9 protein-coding genes and 4 pseudogenes are annotated in these 13,326 nt (G+C 71.6%); 2 read left to right on the top strand and 11 right to left on the bottom strand.

Going from position 1 to position 13,326, the window contains the following annotated elements; all coding sequences use genetic code 11:
* Nucleotides 1-22: 22 nt before the first annotated feature.
* From QMK28_RS20480 to QMK28_RS20460, 5 genes and pseudogenes are all read right to left on the bottom strand, one after another.
* Entirely contained in the window at nucleotides 23-2,614 is a 2,592-nt protein-coding gene (locus tag QMK28_RS20480) for an NACHT domain-containing protein (protein WP_326440026.1), read from the bottom strand.
* Nucleotides 2,615-2,806: 192 nt separating this feature from the next.
* Nucleotides 2,807-3,340: a sugar O-acetyltransferase gene (locus QMK28_RS20475; protein WP_326440054.1), complete on the bottom strand. Its 534-nt coding sequence runs from the start codon at nucleotides 3,338-3,340 to the stop codon at nucleotides 2,807-2,809.
* A 312-nt stretch (nucleotides 3,341-3,652) separates the two neighbouring features.
* A complete protein-coding gene (gndA, locus tag QMK28_RS20470) occupies nucleotides 3,653-5,107 on the bottom strand; it encodes an NADP-dependent phosphogluconate dehydrogenase (RefSeq protein ID WP_326440024.1) in 1,455 nt (484 codons plus the stop codon).
* Between the two features lie 185 nt (nucleotides 5,108-5,292).
* A pseudogene (locus QMK28_RS20465) lies at nucleotides 5,293-6,265 on the bottom strand (2Fe-2S iron-sulfur cluster-binding protein); the annotation flags it as partial.
* Nucleotides 6,262-7,086 (bottom strand): annotated as a pseudogene (locus QMK28_RS20460) (FAD binding domain-containing protein). The pseudogenes QMK28_RS20460 and QMK28_RS20465, both read right to left, overlap by 4 nt.
* 364 nt (nucleotides 7,087-7,450) lie before the next feature.
* On the opposite strand from QMK28_RS20460, the gene QMK28_RS20455 reads away from it, so the two are divergent.
* Nucleotides 7,451-7,888 carry a helix-turn-helix domain-containing protein gene (locus QMK28_RS20455; RefSeq protein WP_326440022.1) on the top strand — a complete coding sequence of 146 codons (438 nt, stop codon included), beginning with the start codon at nucleotides 7,451-7,453 and terminating at the stop codon, nucleotides 7,886-7,888.
* A gap of 42 nt (nucleotides 7,889-7,930) precedes the next feature.
* On the opposite strand, the gene QMK28_RS20450 is transcribed toward QMK28_RS20455, so the two are convergent.
* The 5 genes and pseudogenes from QMK28_RS20450 to QMK28_RS20430 all read right to left on the bottom strand — a co-directional run.
* Nucleotides 7,931-8,326 (bottom strand): TOBE domain-containing protein, encoded by a 396-nt coding sequence (locus QMK28_RS20450; RefSeq protein ID WP_326440020.1) that lies wholly within the window; start codon nucleotides 8,324-8,326, stop codon nucleotides 7,931-7,933.
* A 623-nt stretch (nucleotides 8,327-8,949) separates the two neighbouring features.
* Nucleotides 8,950-9,387, bottom strand: a complete 438-nt coding sequence (locus QMK28_RS20445; protein ID WP_326440018.1) for an SH3 domain-containing protein — start codon at nucleotides 9,385-9,387, stop codon at nucleotides 8,950-8,952.
* 331 nt (nucleotides 9,388-9,718) lie between these two features.
* Complete coding sequence (locus tag QMK28_RS20440; protein ID WP_326440016.1) at nucleotides 9,719-10,372, bottom strand: M15 family metallopeptidase; 654 nt, start codon at nucleotides 10,370-10,372, stop codon at nucleotides 9,719-9,721.
* A 92-nt stretch (nucleotides 10,373-10,464) separates the two neighbouring features.
* Nucleotides 10,465-11,631 (bottom strand): LLM class flavin-dependent oxidoreductase, encoded by a 1,167-nt coding sequence (locus QMK28_RS20435; RefSeq protein WP_326440014.1) that lies wholly within the window; start codon nucleotides 11,629-11,631, stop codon nucleotides 10,465-10,467.
* Nucleotides 11,632-11,713: 82 nt separating this feature from the next.
* Nucleotides 11,714-12,067 (bottom strand): annotated as a pseudogene (locus QMK28_RS20430) (acyl-CoA dehydrogenase family protein); the annotation flags it as partial.
* A gap of 3 nt (nucleotides 12,068-12,070) precedes the next feature.
* On the opposite strand from QMK28_RS20430, the pseudogene QMK28_RS20425 reads away from it, so the two are divergent.
* Nucleotides 12,071-12,346: pseudogene (locus tag QMK28_RS20425) on the top strand (LysR family transcriptional regulator); the annotation flags it as partial.
* 253 nt (nucleotides 12,347-12,599) lie between these two features.
* On the opposite strand, the gene QMK28_RS20420 reads toward QMK28_RS20425, so the two are convergent.
* On the bottom strand, nucleotides 12,600-13,121 hold the full coding sequence (locus QMK28_RS20420) for a GNAT family N-acetyltransferase (protein ID WP_326440012.1): 522 nt from the start codon (nucleotides 13,119-13,121) through the stop codon (nucleotides 12,600-12,602).
* Nucleotides 13,122-13,326 lie beyond the last annotated feature (205 nt).

Below are 13,326 nucleotides of genomic sequence, written 5' to 3'. Positions count from 1 at the left end.
GCTGCGGAGCCGCCGCCCGGACTCACAGGACGACGACCCGGATCCCCTCCGGAACGCCGCTGACCCCGCGCGCGACCGCCTTGCTCACCTGAAGCGTGGTCAGCCGGGGGAACGCGCTGAGCCACTCCAGGCTCACCCCCAGGTCGTAGGCGAGCCACAGCCGCGTCAGCCGCTCGGCGACGATGCCGTCGACCAACTGTCCCGGCGAGAACAGCCCCGCGATCTGGAGACGGGGGCGTCCGCCGAGGCGGCGCAGGGCGTGCAGCTCCTCCAGGTTCGAGATGGGGAAGTCGAGCCCGCTCTCGTCGAGGTGGGCGATGATCTCGTCGGCGTAGTGATCGGCGTCGTAACGCCGCCAGGCCCCCGCGAGTTGGGAGCGGACGGCCAGAGAGGAGTGGTCGCGCAGCCGGGTGAGGTATTCGATCGCCCGGTCGTCCGCGATCGAGGTGGCGGTGACCGCCAACCGGTGCGCCTCCTCGTCGGAGACGGCGGCCGGGTCGGGCAGCATCTCCAGGACGATCGGCCCGATCCAGCCGAGCGCGCGGGCCCCTTCGAGGGTGGTGGGCCGCACCAGGTCCCGGGTGTAGCGGCGGACGCGGTCGCGGACCTCGGGGGCGAGTTCGGTGGCGTGCTCCACGCAGGCGGCGGCCAGCAGCTTGCGGTGCCGGGACTCCACCGGCCGGGCGCCCTTGCGGGCGGCGAGCAGGCCGTCCAGGAGGTACGCGCACTCGTCGGGCCTGGCCAGGGCGACCGACATGCGGATGACCTCCTCCCAGTCGTCCTGGTGGGCGTTGTTGATCAGAAAGTCGAAGTCGTGCCGCTCCACGGCCGCCCGCGCGCTCAGATAGTCCTGGAAGGTGCGGTGCACGAAGTCGACCGAGCCCGCGGTGGGCTCGCGCAGCAGCCCCGTGCGGTTGAGCAGATGGCGGTAGATGTCCTCGGCGCCGCCCTGCCGCGACGCGTGCGGAATGGCGGGCAGGTGCTGGGCGAGGGTGTCGATGGCCACCGTACGGTCCATCTCGGAACGGCCGCTGACGAGCATCCAGTGCGCGAGCTTCTGCAACAGCTGGACCTTGGGCTCCTGCGTGAGGTCGATGCCGTCCGTGGTCTGCATGTCGCGTTCGAGGTCGCGGCGCTCCAGCAGCATGGACAGCGCGGCGTCGTACAGCGCCTTGCGGCCGCGCGGCAGCGAACCGCGGCGGTCCCGGTGCAGGGCGCAGATCAGCCCGCACATCAGGGGGTTGGTGGCCAGCCGGCCGAGATCGCGGGTTATCCGCACCGCGCCCAGCAGCGTCTGTTCGTAGTGATCGAGCCGGTCGAGGTCGGTCGCGTCCTCGCGCGCCGCCGCGTGCCAGCGGTGGATGAACGCGGCGACGCCCTCGCGGCTGAGCGGGGACAGCTTCAGCTCGGTGAACCCGTCGGGAACCAGCCAGTTCTCCCGTACCGCCGGTGGCCGCGAGGTCAGCAGCCAGACATTGCCCGGGTAGAGCGCGAGCAGTTGCCGCAGCGCGTGCCGCAGCTGTTCGCGGTCGCTCTCCGGAGCCTCGTCGATGCCGTCGACGAGCAGCAGCCCGCGTCCGTCGGACATGACCCGGTCGGCCCAGCCCGACGGCTGCGAGCCCGCGCGGGGATAGCGGACAGCGGACAGGAACTCGTCGGGGACGGGCAGCCCCTCAGGGCCGAACCGCCGTACGGGCAGCACGAAAGGCACCCGGCCGCGCAGTTCCTCCAGCGGCCCCGGCAGCTTCCCGCGTGCGACGGCCACCGCCAGCCACTGCACCAGCGTCGTCTTGCCGGAGCCGGCCACCCCGCGCAGCAGCACCCGGTCCCGGCCGGACAGCGCCTGCTCGGCCGGCAACGAGGGCTGCGGCGGCTGCGCCGAGTCGGCGGCGACCGGCCCGAACTCCGCCTCCAGGCCGAGGTACGCGGCGTCCAACGGCCAGCTGTCGGGGGAGTGGGCCAGGTCGATGCCGTAGATGGTGAGGTGATTGTGCCCCGCGATGAGGTCCTTCGCGTACCGCTCCTCGAACGCGGAGTCCTCGGCGGACCGGGCGGGCAGGCGGCGCGTCAGCGTGTCCAGCCGCGCGCTCAGTTCGGCCAGCCGCCGGGTCTGCTCGACGAGGGTCGAGGCGACGAACGTGGAACGCTGGGTGAAGAAGTGCAGGATGTGCAGGCAGGCGTTCTCCACCAGCGCCGCGTGGAACAGCTCCCCGTCGGCGGACAGCCCGCGCGGCGCGTCGGGGGCGGCGGTGAACAGCAGCCCGGCGAACTCACGGGTGCCGAGCCGCACCGCGTGCAGATCGTCGATGTCGAGGCTGCCCAGGGCGTGCAGCGTCCGGGCGACGGCGTCGGTGACCGCGACCCGCTCGTCCGCCACGATGGGCTGCTCGCCGGGCCCGGCGGTCCGCAGCGCCCGCTCGACGAGCTTGTCGGCGAGCCCCGCGAGGTCCCGCTCGGTGAGCGTGCGCCGCTCCCCGCGGAAGGAGACCAGGCCGGAGATCCGCACCGGCCGGTCGACCACCCCCGCACCGGGCCCCTCCTGGACGAACAGCTTCTTGATGAGCGGTACGACGGCGGACGAGGCGAGTCGGCCGGCGATGGCAGCGGGGTCCACGGCGGTGGCCTCCTCGTGACAGTACGCCCGCCGGCGTGGGTGAGTCGGGCGTACAGGCTATGGCAGAGAGCCCGGACGGCAGGGGCGATTCCCCTACAGGTCACCCAAGTTGGTCGGGGGCCTTGACTCCCGCAAGGGGGCTCCTGCAAGGGGGCCTGGACTCCCGGACTCTCCGCGGACTGCCGCCGATCGTCAGATCTCGCGCGTCACCCGTGCGGGGTTGCCCACAGCCACCACGTTGGCGGGCAGGTCACGGGTCACGACGGCTCCCGCGCCGACCACCGTGTTCTCACCGATCGTCACACCGGGGCAGACGATGACGCCGCCGCCCAACCAGACGTTGTCCCCGACGACGATCGGCTTCGCGGCCTCCCACTTGGCGCGGCGCGGCTCCGGCTCGATGGGGTGGGTGGGGGTGAGGAGCTGGACGTTGGGGCCGATCTGCACGTCGGCGCCGATGGTGATGCGCGCGACGTCGGCGAGCACCGCGCCGTAGTTGATGAAGGTGCCGGCCCCGATGCTGATCCGGTACCCGTAGTCCACCCGCAGCGGAGGACGCACCTCCACGTCCGCGCCGACCTCGCCCACCAGCTCCACCAGCGCTTTCTGACGTTCCGCCGGGTCGGCCGCGCTGGACGCGTTGAAACGCTCGCTCAGCAGCGCGGCACGGAGCGCCTCGGCGGCGAGTTCGGGATCGTCGGCGAGGTAGAGCTCGCCGGCGAGCATGCGTTCCTTGTGCGTCGTCACGAGGTCGTCCTGTCGCTTCGCTGCGGGTCATCCGGCCGTGGATCACGGTAGAGCACGGCGCGGACCCGACCCGGCTGCCCGGACCCGCGGTCGCACGGGCGCTGAGTACGGCGGCGGGGCGGCTGAGTACGCGTGGCGTGACTGCGAGCGCTCCGCGTCATCGGTCGGAGCGAGGAAGCCGCGTTCGCCCACGGCACTGTGATCGACGTGGACGGGGGCCGGGTGGGCGTCACCGTCATCGGAGGCTTCATCGGAGGTTGAGGGCCGCGCCCGGACGGCGGCCCTTGCTGCTCAAGCGGGCTGCTCGCCGCGGTCGCCGCCCCACAGTGTGTGGAAGGAGCCGTCGCGGTCTACGCGCCGGTAGGTGTGCGCGCCGAAGAAATCCCGTTGCGCCTGCACCAGCGCGGCCGGGAGGCGGGGTGAGCGCAGCGCGTCGTAGTAGGCCAGCGCCGCGGAGATGCCCGGCGTCGGAATGCCGAGTTCGGCCGCCGTGGAGACCACGCGCCGCCACGCGCTCTGCGCCCCGCCCAGCGCTTCCTGGAAGTACTCCGAGGTCAGCAGCGACACGGGCGCCCGGCCCTCGCCGTACGCCTCCCTGATCCGGTCCAGGAACCGGGCCCGGATGATGCAGCCGCCGCGCCAGATCTCGGCGACCTTGCCGGGGTCGATCCGCCAGTCGTACGCGTCGCTGCCCGCCTGGATCTGGTGGATGCCCTGCGCGTACGCCACGATCTTGGACGCGTACAGCGCCTGCTCGACATCGTCGGCGAAGCGCTCGGCCGCCGCGCTGTCCAGCCATGTCTCGGTCGGCCCCGGCAGCCCCCGCGTGGCCTCGCGCAGGTCCGCGTGTCCGGACAGCGAGCGGGCGAAGACCGCCTCGGCGATACCGCTGACCGGCACGCCGAGGTCCAGCGCCGTCTGGACGGTCCAGCGCCCGGTGCCCTTCTGCTCGGCCTGGTCCAGCACTACGTCCACGAAGGGCTTGCCGGTCGCGGCGTCGGTGTGGCTGAGCACCTCGGCGGTGATCTCGATCAGGTACGACTCCAGCCGGCCGTCGTTCCAGTTGCGGAAGACGTCCGCGATCTTGCCGGGGTTCATCCCCAGGGCCCGGTGCAGCAGGTCGTAGGCCTCCGCGATGAGCTGCATGTCCGCGTACTCGATGCCGTTGTGCACCATTTTGACGAAGTGGCCCGCGCCGTCGGGGCCCATGTGCGCGCAGCAGGGGGCGCCGTCGACCTTGGCGGAGATCTTCTCCAGGATCGGGCCGAGGGTTTCGTAGGACTCGGGGGAGCCGCCGGGCATGATGCTGGGTCCGTTGAGCGCGCCTTCCTCGCCGCCGGAGACGCCGGTGCCGACGAAGTGGATGCCCTGCTCGCGCAGCGTCTTCTCGCGGCGGCGGGTGTCCTCGAAGTGCGCGTTGCCGCCGTCGATGATGACGTCGCCGTTGTCGAGGAGCGGTGCGAACTCCTGGATGACCGCGTCGGTGGGCTCGCCGGCCTTCACCATGATCACCAGGCGGCGGGGGCGCTCCAGGGCGGCGACGAAGTCCTGGGGGGTCTCGGCGGGTACGAAGGCGCCCTCGTCGCCGAATTCCTCGACCAGGGCCCGGGTCTTGGACGCGGTGCGGTTGTGCAGCGCGACGGTGAGCCCGTTGCGGGCGAAGTTGCGGGCGAGGTTGCGGCCCATGACCGCGAGCCCGGTGACGCCGATCTGGGCTGTGGCCGGGGTGTGCGAGGTGGGGGGCATGGGCTGTGCATCTCCTGTCGCTGGCGTTGACGACGTGCGGGAGGGGAACGTCCGGAGCTTGACCGAGCCCGCTTTCGGGGGCTCGGGCGCCGCTCGGTCATCGTTGCATGAGGCGTCGCCGGAGGCCCGGTGATGCGGCGGAGACGGCGCCGGGTGTGTCAGCCCGTGGGTGCGGCGCGGCGGGCGACCGAGCCGATCTCGCCGTGCACCTCGCCGACCACGTTGTTCTCCGGCCGGACGATGCGCGACTCGGGGCCCTTGTCGTGGATGACGGGCGCCCCGGGCAGCATGGCCCGCTCGGGATCGGTGACGTGCGGCAGCAGTTCGTACGCGACCTCGATACGGCGGCAGCCCTCCTCCGCCGCGCCCTCACTGTCGGCGACGACCGCGGCGACACGCTGTCCGACGTACCGGACCGTGTCGTCCAGCAACCGGGTGTCGTCCGGGTCCTCGGTGGGGTGCTCGTGCCGGGCTGTGGAGTACAGCCGCTCGGGCGCGTCGTGGTGGGTGAGCACCAGGTGCACTCCGGGTACGCGCAGCGCGGCCGCGGTGTCGACGGACATGATCCGGGCGTGCGGGTGCGGGGAACGCAGCAGCTTCCTGTGCAGCAGACCGGGGATGTCGACGTCGAAGGTGTAGCGGGCCGTGCCGGTGACCACCTGGGGCCCGGCCGGCGCCCCGAGATTGCGGCCGACGGCCTGGCCTGCGCACGGCTCCTCGGTGTGCTTGACACCGCGTACCGCGTCCTCGATCGCCCGATAGCCCGTGCAGCGGCAGATGTTCCCCTTGAACGCCAGGGGCAGATCGCTCAGCTTGTCCTCGTCGAGGGCGGCCGTGGTCATCAGGAAACCAGCCGTGCAGAACCCGCACTGGAATCCCTGCGCGTCGGGAAACCTCTGCTGTACGGGATGCAGTTCACCGTCCTTGGCGAGACCCTCGACGGTGGTGACCGAGCGCCCCTGCGCGCGGACGGCCGGATAGAGACAGCTGTGCACGGGTTCACCGTCCACATGCACCGTGCACGCCCCGCAGTCCCCGGCGTCGCAGCCCTTCTTGACCCCGAACCAGCCGCGCTCCCGCAGATACGTACGCAGACACTGCCCCGGCCTGGGCTCGGCGTCGAACGCCTGGTCTGTTGACCTGGATCCGGTAACTCATCGCACACCGTCCGGGGTGAGTTCGCGGCGGATCTCCTCGGCGAGGCGGAACCCCATGTGCCGCCGCCACTCGGGGAGTCCATGGATGTCGTCGAACCAGTCGGCGTCCGCCACCGCTGCCTGGATCGCACCGCGCAACTGGTCCTGGTCCGGGGGCAGCGGGAACCAGAGGCGGACAGGCCGCACGGTGGCGGCGGTGATGGTGACCGCCAGCGAGCCGTCCCGTGGGTCGAAGGCGCCGATGACCAGTGCGCCGGAGCGGCCCAACCCGTACAGCGACGCTTGGCGGAAGGCCGTACGACAGTCCAGGGCGCGCGCGGGGAGGGCGACCGAGCGAAGCAGCTCCCCCTCCCGCAGGTCCTTGCGGCCCGCACCGGCGATGAAGTCCGCCACCTTGACGCGGCGCAGCGAGCCGTCCTGAGCCCGCAGCAGGCACTCTCCGTCAAGAGCGGCGGTCAGCGAGATCATGGGCCCGGCCGGCAGACCGTTGCAGAGGTTCCCGCCGACGGTCGCCATGTTCCAGATCTTGAACGACGCGAGAAAGGCCCGGCAGCACTGCTCGAACAGCGGCGCCGCAGTCGTACGGCAATTCCTCCCGAAGCGGGACAGCTGGGCGATCGTGCAGGTCGCCGCTATTTCCACCGATCCGTCCGGCAGGTGCTGGACCGGCCCCCAGCCCATACGGCTCAGATCCACCAGGCGGCGCAGCTGCGGCTGCGGCTCCGAGAAGAGGTACGTGCCACCGCCGAGCTACGCGTCACCCGGGCGCCAGGGCTCGTGCCGGAGTGCGTCACGCACGTCGAGAATCGTGTTCAGATCCATATCCCTCACCGCTTTCGGCCACCGCTTTCGAGCCAGTGAAGCAACACGGAGGGGCCGTGCGCGACTGGTGCGGAACACGGAAAACCACTATCCGACCAGCTGCGAACTGGAGGATCAACCAGGAGTGAACTGGCCCGATAACCTTGCATTTACCATGGCACGACACGCATTCACTTCGTGAATGTGAGATGTCGGGCTTCATGCCCGGCGGCCGTACAAGGAGCCAGAGCTCGACCGCGGCCATGCGGCCAGGCGCAAGGCAGCCGGCCGGCTGATCTCCCTGGTCCACACCCCCACGCCGGACACCGCCGCTCTGGGCGAGGCACTGCGTGGATGCGGCCTCCTCACCGGCGGCCCCTACCGTGTGATCGTCGCCGGCCGAGGCGATCAAGAGCCGCGCACCGCCGCCGACGTCCTCACCGAAGCCCTGAGCCACCTCCCGTCAGCTTTCGCCGTCGCTCCCGCGCACCGTTCCGGCGAGGCCATCGCCATCGTCCGCACCGACCCGGACGACGAGGACCTCTCAGCGCTGCGGCAGCTGTGGCCCCTGCTTCTCGCCGGCGTTCCCGCCGACGTCAGGGAGGTGTATCGGGCAAGGACGTTGGGTTCACTCATCCAGAGCGACAGCGCCTCGCGCTCCGCGCTTCTGGAGACCCTCGAAGCCTTTCTCGCCCACAACGGATCTTGGGTCCGCACCGCCGAGGCACTCCATCTGCACGTCAACACCGTGCATTACCCGTCGAACGGATCCAGGTCCTCACCGGCCGCGAGCTCTCCCGCCTGGAACACAAACTCGACCTGAAGGCCGCCCTGCTGTGCCGCTGACGACGACCACGGCCGCGCGTCAGGGAAGGTCGATGTGCACGGCGGTCGATTTCACCCGGGCCGTGACCGTCACCCCGACCTCGATGCCCAGCTCGTCGACGGATTCCCGACTCACCAGGGACACCACGCGATGCGGCCCGGACTGGATCTCCACCTGCGCCACCACGTCGTCACCGGACACCGCCGTCACAATCCCCGAGAAGGCGTTGCGCACCGAGGTGAACACCCCGTCCGATACGGGATGCAGCCCCGAGGCCCGTTCCTTGGCGAACGCGGCAAGACTCGCCCCGTCGATCACCCGGCTGCCCGAACCGTCCCGGTCCATGCGCAACCGTCCGCCGTCGGCCCACCGGCGGACGGTCTCCGAACTCACGGCCAGCAGTCCCGCTGCCTGCCCAATGCTGTACGACGGCACCTTCGCACTCTAGGCCAGCCGCGACACCTGACCGGCCTGACCCGGCTCGCCGAGCCCCCGGCCGCATGGCGGAATCCCGCGCGGTTCCTCCTCCCCCCTCCTCCTCCTCGTCAGGCCGCGGTAGCGGCGACGGAAGTCCCAGCCGCGGCTTCCGCCTCGCGCGTGGTCTTGGTCCATCCCGTCCGGCCGTCGTCTTCAACAGCGGGGCCTCGTACGGCTACTACTACGTCCGGCCGTTCGTGACCGGCAACCTCGAAACACGTCTGGAGGACGGCGGGAAGACCCTGCTCATCGACGCCGACCCGCACCTCAACACGGGTGCGACGGACAAGACGGCGCTGATCTACACGCTGTCGATCCGAGCCCTCGCCGACAGCCGGCCCGCCGGCCACTCCGACGGCAAGGCCGTCATCGGCCGCCTCGCGGAAGTTCCGCTATCGGCCCGGGTGCTCCAGCAATACGGCGGCGGCGCGGCAGCGCTACGGCAGCAGAACGGCCGCGTTCGCGGTGACGGGGCCACAGCTTCCATGAGCCGTGGCCCCGTCGTACGCGGTGACGCCGCCCGCGGGCGGGCGAACCGGCGCGGCGGACCGGCTCGCTCGGCGAGCGTGCGGCCGGTGATGTCAGCCCATGACCCCGCTCGGTTTGGCGTTATTGTCCGGCGCGCTGTGCGTGGCGTCCTTGCACAGCCTCACGTTCCCGGTGGCTTCGACGTACTTCGCCGAGACCCAGGTGTTCTTGTCGCGCAGCAGATACCAGACCTCGTTGCCTTCGAGGTTCTGCGCACGCACCTTGCAGTGCAGGCCGACCTGCGCCCGGTGGGGGAGAGTCCCCTTCACCGACGAGTCCGTGCTGGGGTACTGGCGCTCGTTGAGGCCGCTACGGGCGATGACCGTGCCGTACGGCCGCGCCGGGGCGGAGGTCGTGGTGCCGCGCGACTCGGTGTCGGCCTGCGCGGGAACCGCAGTGGCCATCGAGCCGAGCACGGCGGCTGTCGCGAGGGCGGACGCGCAAGCGCCTGCCCGGAACCGCTGGCCCGGCGTCGTCAAGAACTTCGACACAGAAAACTCCTCTTCCGTGAGTGATGTAGCGGTATGCCATATGCCGTGCTGGAGCGGCGGTGAATCTCGAATGGGGGTGCGGTTCGTCCGAACGGCGGAATCCCGCCCGGCGTGGCGGGGCCGGGGGATCCGCCCGGCGTCGCCCGTGCCCGGCGCCGCCGCCGACGGGAAGTCGCCGAGACCGGAGCGGTGTTCACGCGGCCGCCGGCGGCGATCCGCTTCGCTGAGCCGGCAGGCCCTGCCGGCCTCCGGGGGCGCTACCTCGGGCGGCTCCTCACCGGCCCCGGGCGGGGGTGGCGCCGGTGAAGACGAAGGCGTCAGACCCGCAGCCTCAGTCCGGGTCCCGAGGTCCGTAGCGGGCGGCCGGGGCCCGCGTGGCCAGGGCCCAATAGCGGTCGCCGAACGACCAGTGCCACCATTCGGTGGGGTAGTTCACCAGGCCGGCGGCAGCCAGGGCGGCTCCCAGCGACTTCCGGTTGGCGCGGGCTTGGTGGCTGATGTTGTCGGCGTCGGTGTAGCAGGTGCCCTCGCTCTCCTCGGGGTCCGCGTTCATCCGGGTGCCGAGGTCCAGCTCGCGGCCGTCCGCGTCGGCGAGCGTCAGATCGACAGCGGCGCCGGCGCTGTGCGGGGCGATGGCAGGCGGGGAGACGTAGCGGCTCGCAGTGGTGTGGAGCTGCTCGTCGGACCATTCGGGCCGCTCGCCCCGCAACTGGCTTGTGTATTCCTCGAAGTACCGCCGCTGCAACGACGGCGGCCGGTAGCCCTCGACGTACAGCAGCCGGAGGCCCTGCGGGAGCATCGTCTGGGCTGTCAGGAGCCGTTCCAGGACGCCCTCCCGCAGATACGCGAAGGCGTCCGCCGCCTCCTGCGCCCGCACGTCGACGAGCAGCGGGCCGGCGCTGCGGACGTCCACCAGACGTTCACCGCATTCCCGGACGGGTATGGCGGCGACCAAGGGGTCCGACATCAGGATGATCTCACTCATGCGGAGATCATCTCGTGAGTCGCCACACGTCGAAGGCACGCCCCCACGCAGCGCCCAGGCCACCCAGGTTGCCCGAACGTGCAGGTCAGGCCTTAGGGCCGGGCGGCGACCTCGGCGGCGAACGGTACCGGGGCGAGCGCGTCGGCGGCGGCCGGTCCGCCCGCCGGGTGGGTCCACAGGCCGCCCGCGGCCAGGATGGGCAGCACGCCCTCGCCGAACCAGTACGCCTCCTCGACATGCGGGTGGCCGGAGAGGATGAACTCGTCGATGCCGAGCCGGTGGTATTCGGCGATCCGCTCGGCGATCTCGGCGTGGCTGCCGACCAGGGCCGTTCCGGCGCCGCCGCGGACCAGCCCGATGCCGGCCCAGAGGTTGGGGGAGATCTCCAGGTCGGCGGTGCTGCCGCCGTGCAGCGCGAGCATCCGCCGCTGGCCCTCCGAATCGCTGCGGGCCAGCCCGGCCTGTACCGCCCGCACCGCCTCCGGGGAGAAGCCTTCCAGCAGCCGCCGGGCCTCGGCCCAGGCCGCGTCGGCGCTGTCCCGCGCGATGACGTGCAGCCGGATGCCGAACCGTACGGTGCGCCCTTCCGCCTCGGCCAGCCGCCGTATCCAGGCGATCTTCTCGGCGACCTGCGCGGGCGGCTCGCCCCAGGTGAGGTAGACATCGCTGTGCCGGGCGGCGACCGTGCCCGCTGCGGGCGAGGAGCCGCCGAAGTAGACCTCGGGCACCGGGTCGGGCACCCTGGCCAGCCGCGCCTCCTCTACCCGCAGGTGTTCGCCGGTGAAGTCCACCGACTTGCCCTCCCACAGCGACTTCACGATCTCCAGGAACTCGCCGGTACGGGCGTAGCGGGCGTTCTTGTCCAGGAAGTCCCCGTAGGCGCGCTGCTCATGGCTCTCGCCGCCGGTGACCACGTTGAGCAGCAGCCTGCCCTCCGAGTGGCGCTGGAAGGTGGCGGCCATCTGGGCGGCCAGGGTGGGGGAGACCAGGCCGGGGCGGAAGGCCACCAGGAACTTCAGCCGTTCGGTCTCCCCGGCGAGCATGGCGGTGGTGAGCCAGGCGTCCTCGCACCACGCGCCGGTGGGCGTCAGCGCGCCGGTGAAGCCCAACTGCTCGGCCGCTCGGGCGATCTGGGTGAGGTAGCCGAGGGTGGCGGGCCGCTGTCCGCCGGCGGCCCCGGCGGGCAGGCCGTGGCCGCCGCCGACGACATGGCGGCTGTCTCCGTAGGTGGGCAGGAACCAGTGGAAGGTGAGGCTCATCAGTGTTTCCGATCGGGGCCGGGGCGTACGGGCGTACGGGGGTGCGGGTGGCGGGGCCGGCTGCGCCGGGGCGTACGGGGGCTCAGAGCAGGCCATGCCGGGGCGGAAGGGTCCCGTTGAGCAGGTAGCGGCCGACGTGCTGGACCTTCCAGCGCGCCGGGTCGTGCAGGGTGTGGGTGCGCGCGTCGCGCCAGTGCCGGTTGAGGTTGAGGCTGCCCAGCGCGGAGCGGGTTCCGGAGACCTCGAACACCGCGCTGCCGGTCTCCACCGCGACGCCGGCCGCGAACGCCCGGACCGCGGCCACCGCTACGGACGCCTCGGCCGCGCTCTCGTCGGTGAAGTCGGCCGCCGCCGCGTCCACAGCCCGGCCCGCCGCCGCCAACAGGGCCTCAGCGGCGCGCAGTTGGATGGACAGCTCGCCGAACCGCTGGATCAGCCGCCGTCCTTCTCGTACTCCACCGACGGCGCGGAGATGGGCAAGCTGATGGTGGCCGAAGGCCTCGGCGCGACGGTGCTGCCCGGCTTCAGCGTGGTCGGCGATCCGCTGGAGCGCTGCGGCGCGATCACCTGCCGGCCGCTGGAGGGCGACGACACCGACGTGCTCATGGTGATCCAACGCCGCCCCTCCGGCTCCATGCCGCGCGCGGTGCGCGACCTGCACGAGATCTTTGTGCGGCATGGGCGGGCGTACCGCGACGCGGCCGTCGGCAGCTAGCGAGCGGCCAGGGGGAGGCCGGCCGGGGCTGATGCTGACGTGTCGTCAACGCAGTGTTTCGGCGGCGGGGGACAGGTCTGCGGCGCGCCCGGCGTCGACTCTTCCTGCAAGCCGGCCGCCGCTGACAAGCCGTCAGAAAATGATCACCACAAGTGACCTTTGGGGTGTGTCGGACCTGGAATCCGGCGGCGGTCGGCCACCCCGTGCGTGCCGCCGCGAACCCCTGGTGAGTCGCCGGATCGCGAAAGGGGAGTCAGGGGCGGTGGCCGGTAGCCGCCGTCGCGTCGCTCCAGGCGGTCTCGAAGTGCTTCAACTGCCCGTCCTCCGCGACGAGCCGCATGCCGACGCTGCTCATGACCCGTTGGGACGCGATGTTGTCGTGCGCGGTGTCGCCCTTCACCCGGGTGATGCCGCGGGAGTGTGCGAACAGCAGCAGTGCGCGGAGGGCCTCGCCGGCGTATCCCTTGCCTCGGGCCGGCAGGATCAGCCCATAGCCGATCGTGACGCTGCCGGTCTCGTCCGCGGGTCCGTGGAAGCCCAGGCCGCCGATCGCGTGTCCGCCCTCGCGCCGTCGGATCTCGTACGCTCCGAACGGCTGCGGATCCCCGGTGTCCGCGCACGTGTCCAAAAAGCGCCTGGCTCCGGCCCGGTCACCGTCGTCGGGGTAGCCGGACGCCCAACGGGCGCCGTCGTCCGGCTCGCCCGTCAGCACCCGCTCCGCCTCGGCGAGGCTCAGGGGATGAAGCGCGAGCCGCTCTGTCAACAGATCGTCCATAACAGCGATGGCTATCACGCTGGACGGCCGGACCACACGCGAATTGTCCGACCGGAACCGGGCCGCCCTACGACCTGGATCACGTGCGCCCGACGCCGACGCCACCGGGTGCGCTCGCGGGCTCCGCCACCGATGGCGCGATCCGTGGGGGAGCCGCACCCGTTCCGCACCCGTTCCGCACCCGTTCCGCACCCGATCGGGAGGG

It is taken from the genome of Streptomyces sp. H27-D2, assembly GCF_035828615.1.
In the GTDB taxonomy this organism is placed as follows: Bacteria; Actinomycetota; Actinomycetes; order Streptomycetales; family Streptomycetaceae; genus Streptomyces.
Note: the sequence above shows the minus strand (reverse complement) of the source record. Positions and strands in the feature narration are given on the sequence as shown.

Excerpts from the sequence above, each read along its gene's own strand:
- QMK28_RS20475 (WP_326440054.1), bottom strand. The coding sequence starts at position 3,340 with ATGCTCGCCGGCGAGCTCTACCTCGCCGACGATCCCGAACTCGCCGCC.
- gndA (WP_326440024.1), bottom strand. The coding sequence starts at position 5,107 with ATGCCCCCCACCTCGCACACCCCGGCCACAGCCCAGATCGGCGTCACC.
- QMK28_RS20440 (WP_326440016.1), bottom strand. The coding sequence starts at position 10,372 with ATGAGTGAGATCATCCTGATGTCGGACCCCTTGGTCGCCGCCATACCC.
- QMK28_RS20435 (WP_326440014.1), bottom strand. The coding sequence starts at position 11,631 with ATGAGCCTCACCTTCCACTGGTTCCTGCCCACCTACGGAGACAGCCGC.
- QMK28_RS20420 (WP_326440012.1), bottom strand. The coding sequence starts at position 13,121 with ATGGACGATCTGTTGACAGAGCGGCTCGCGCTTCATCCCCTGAGCCTC.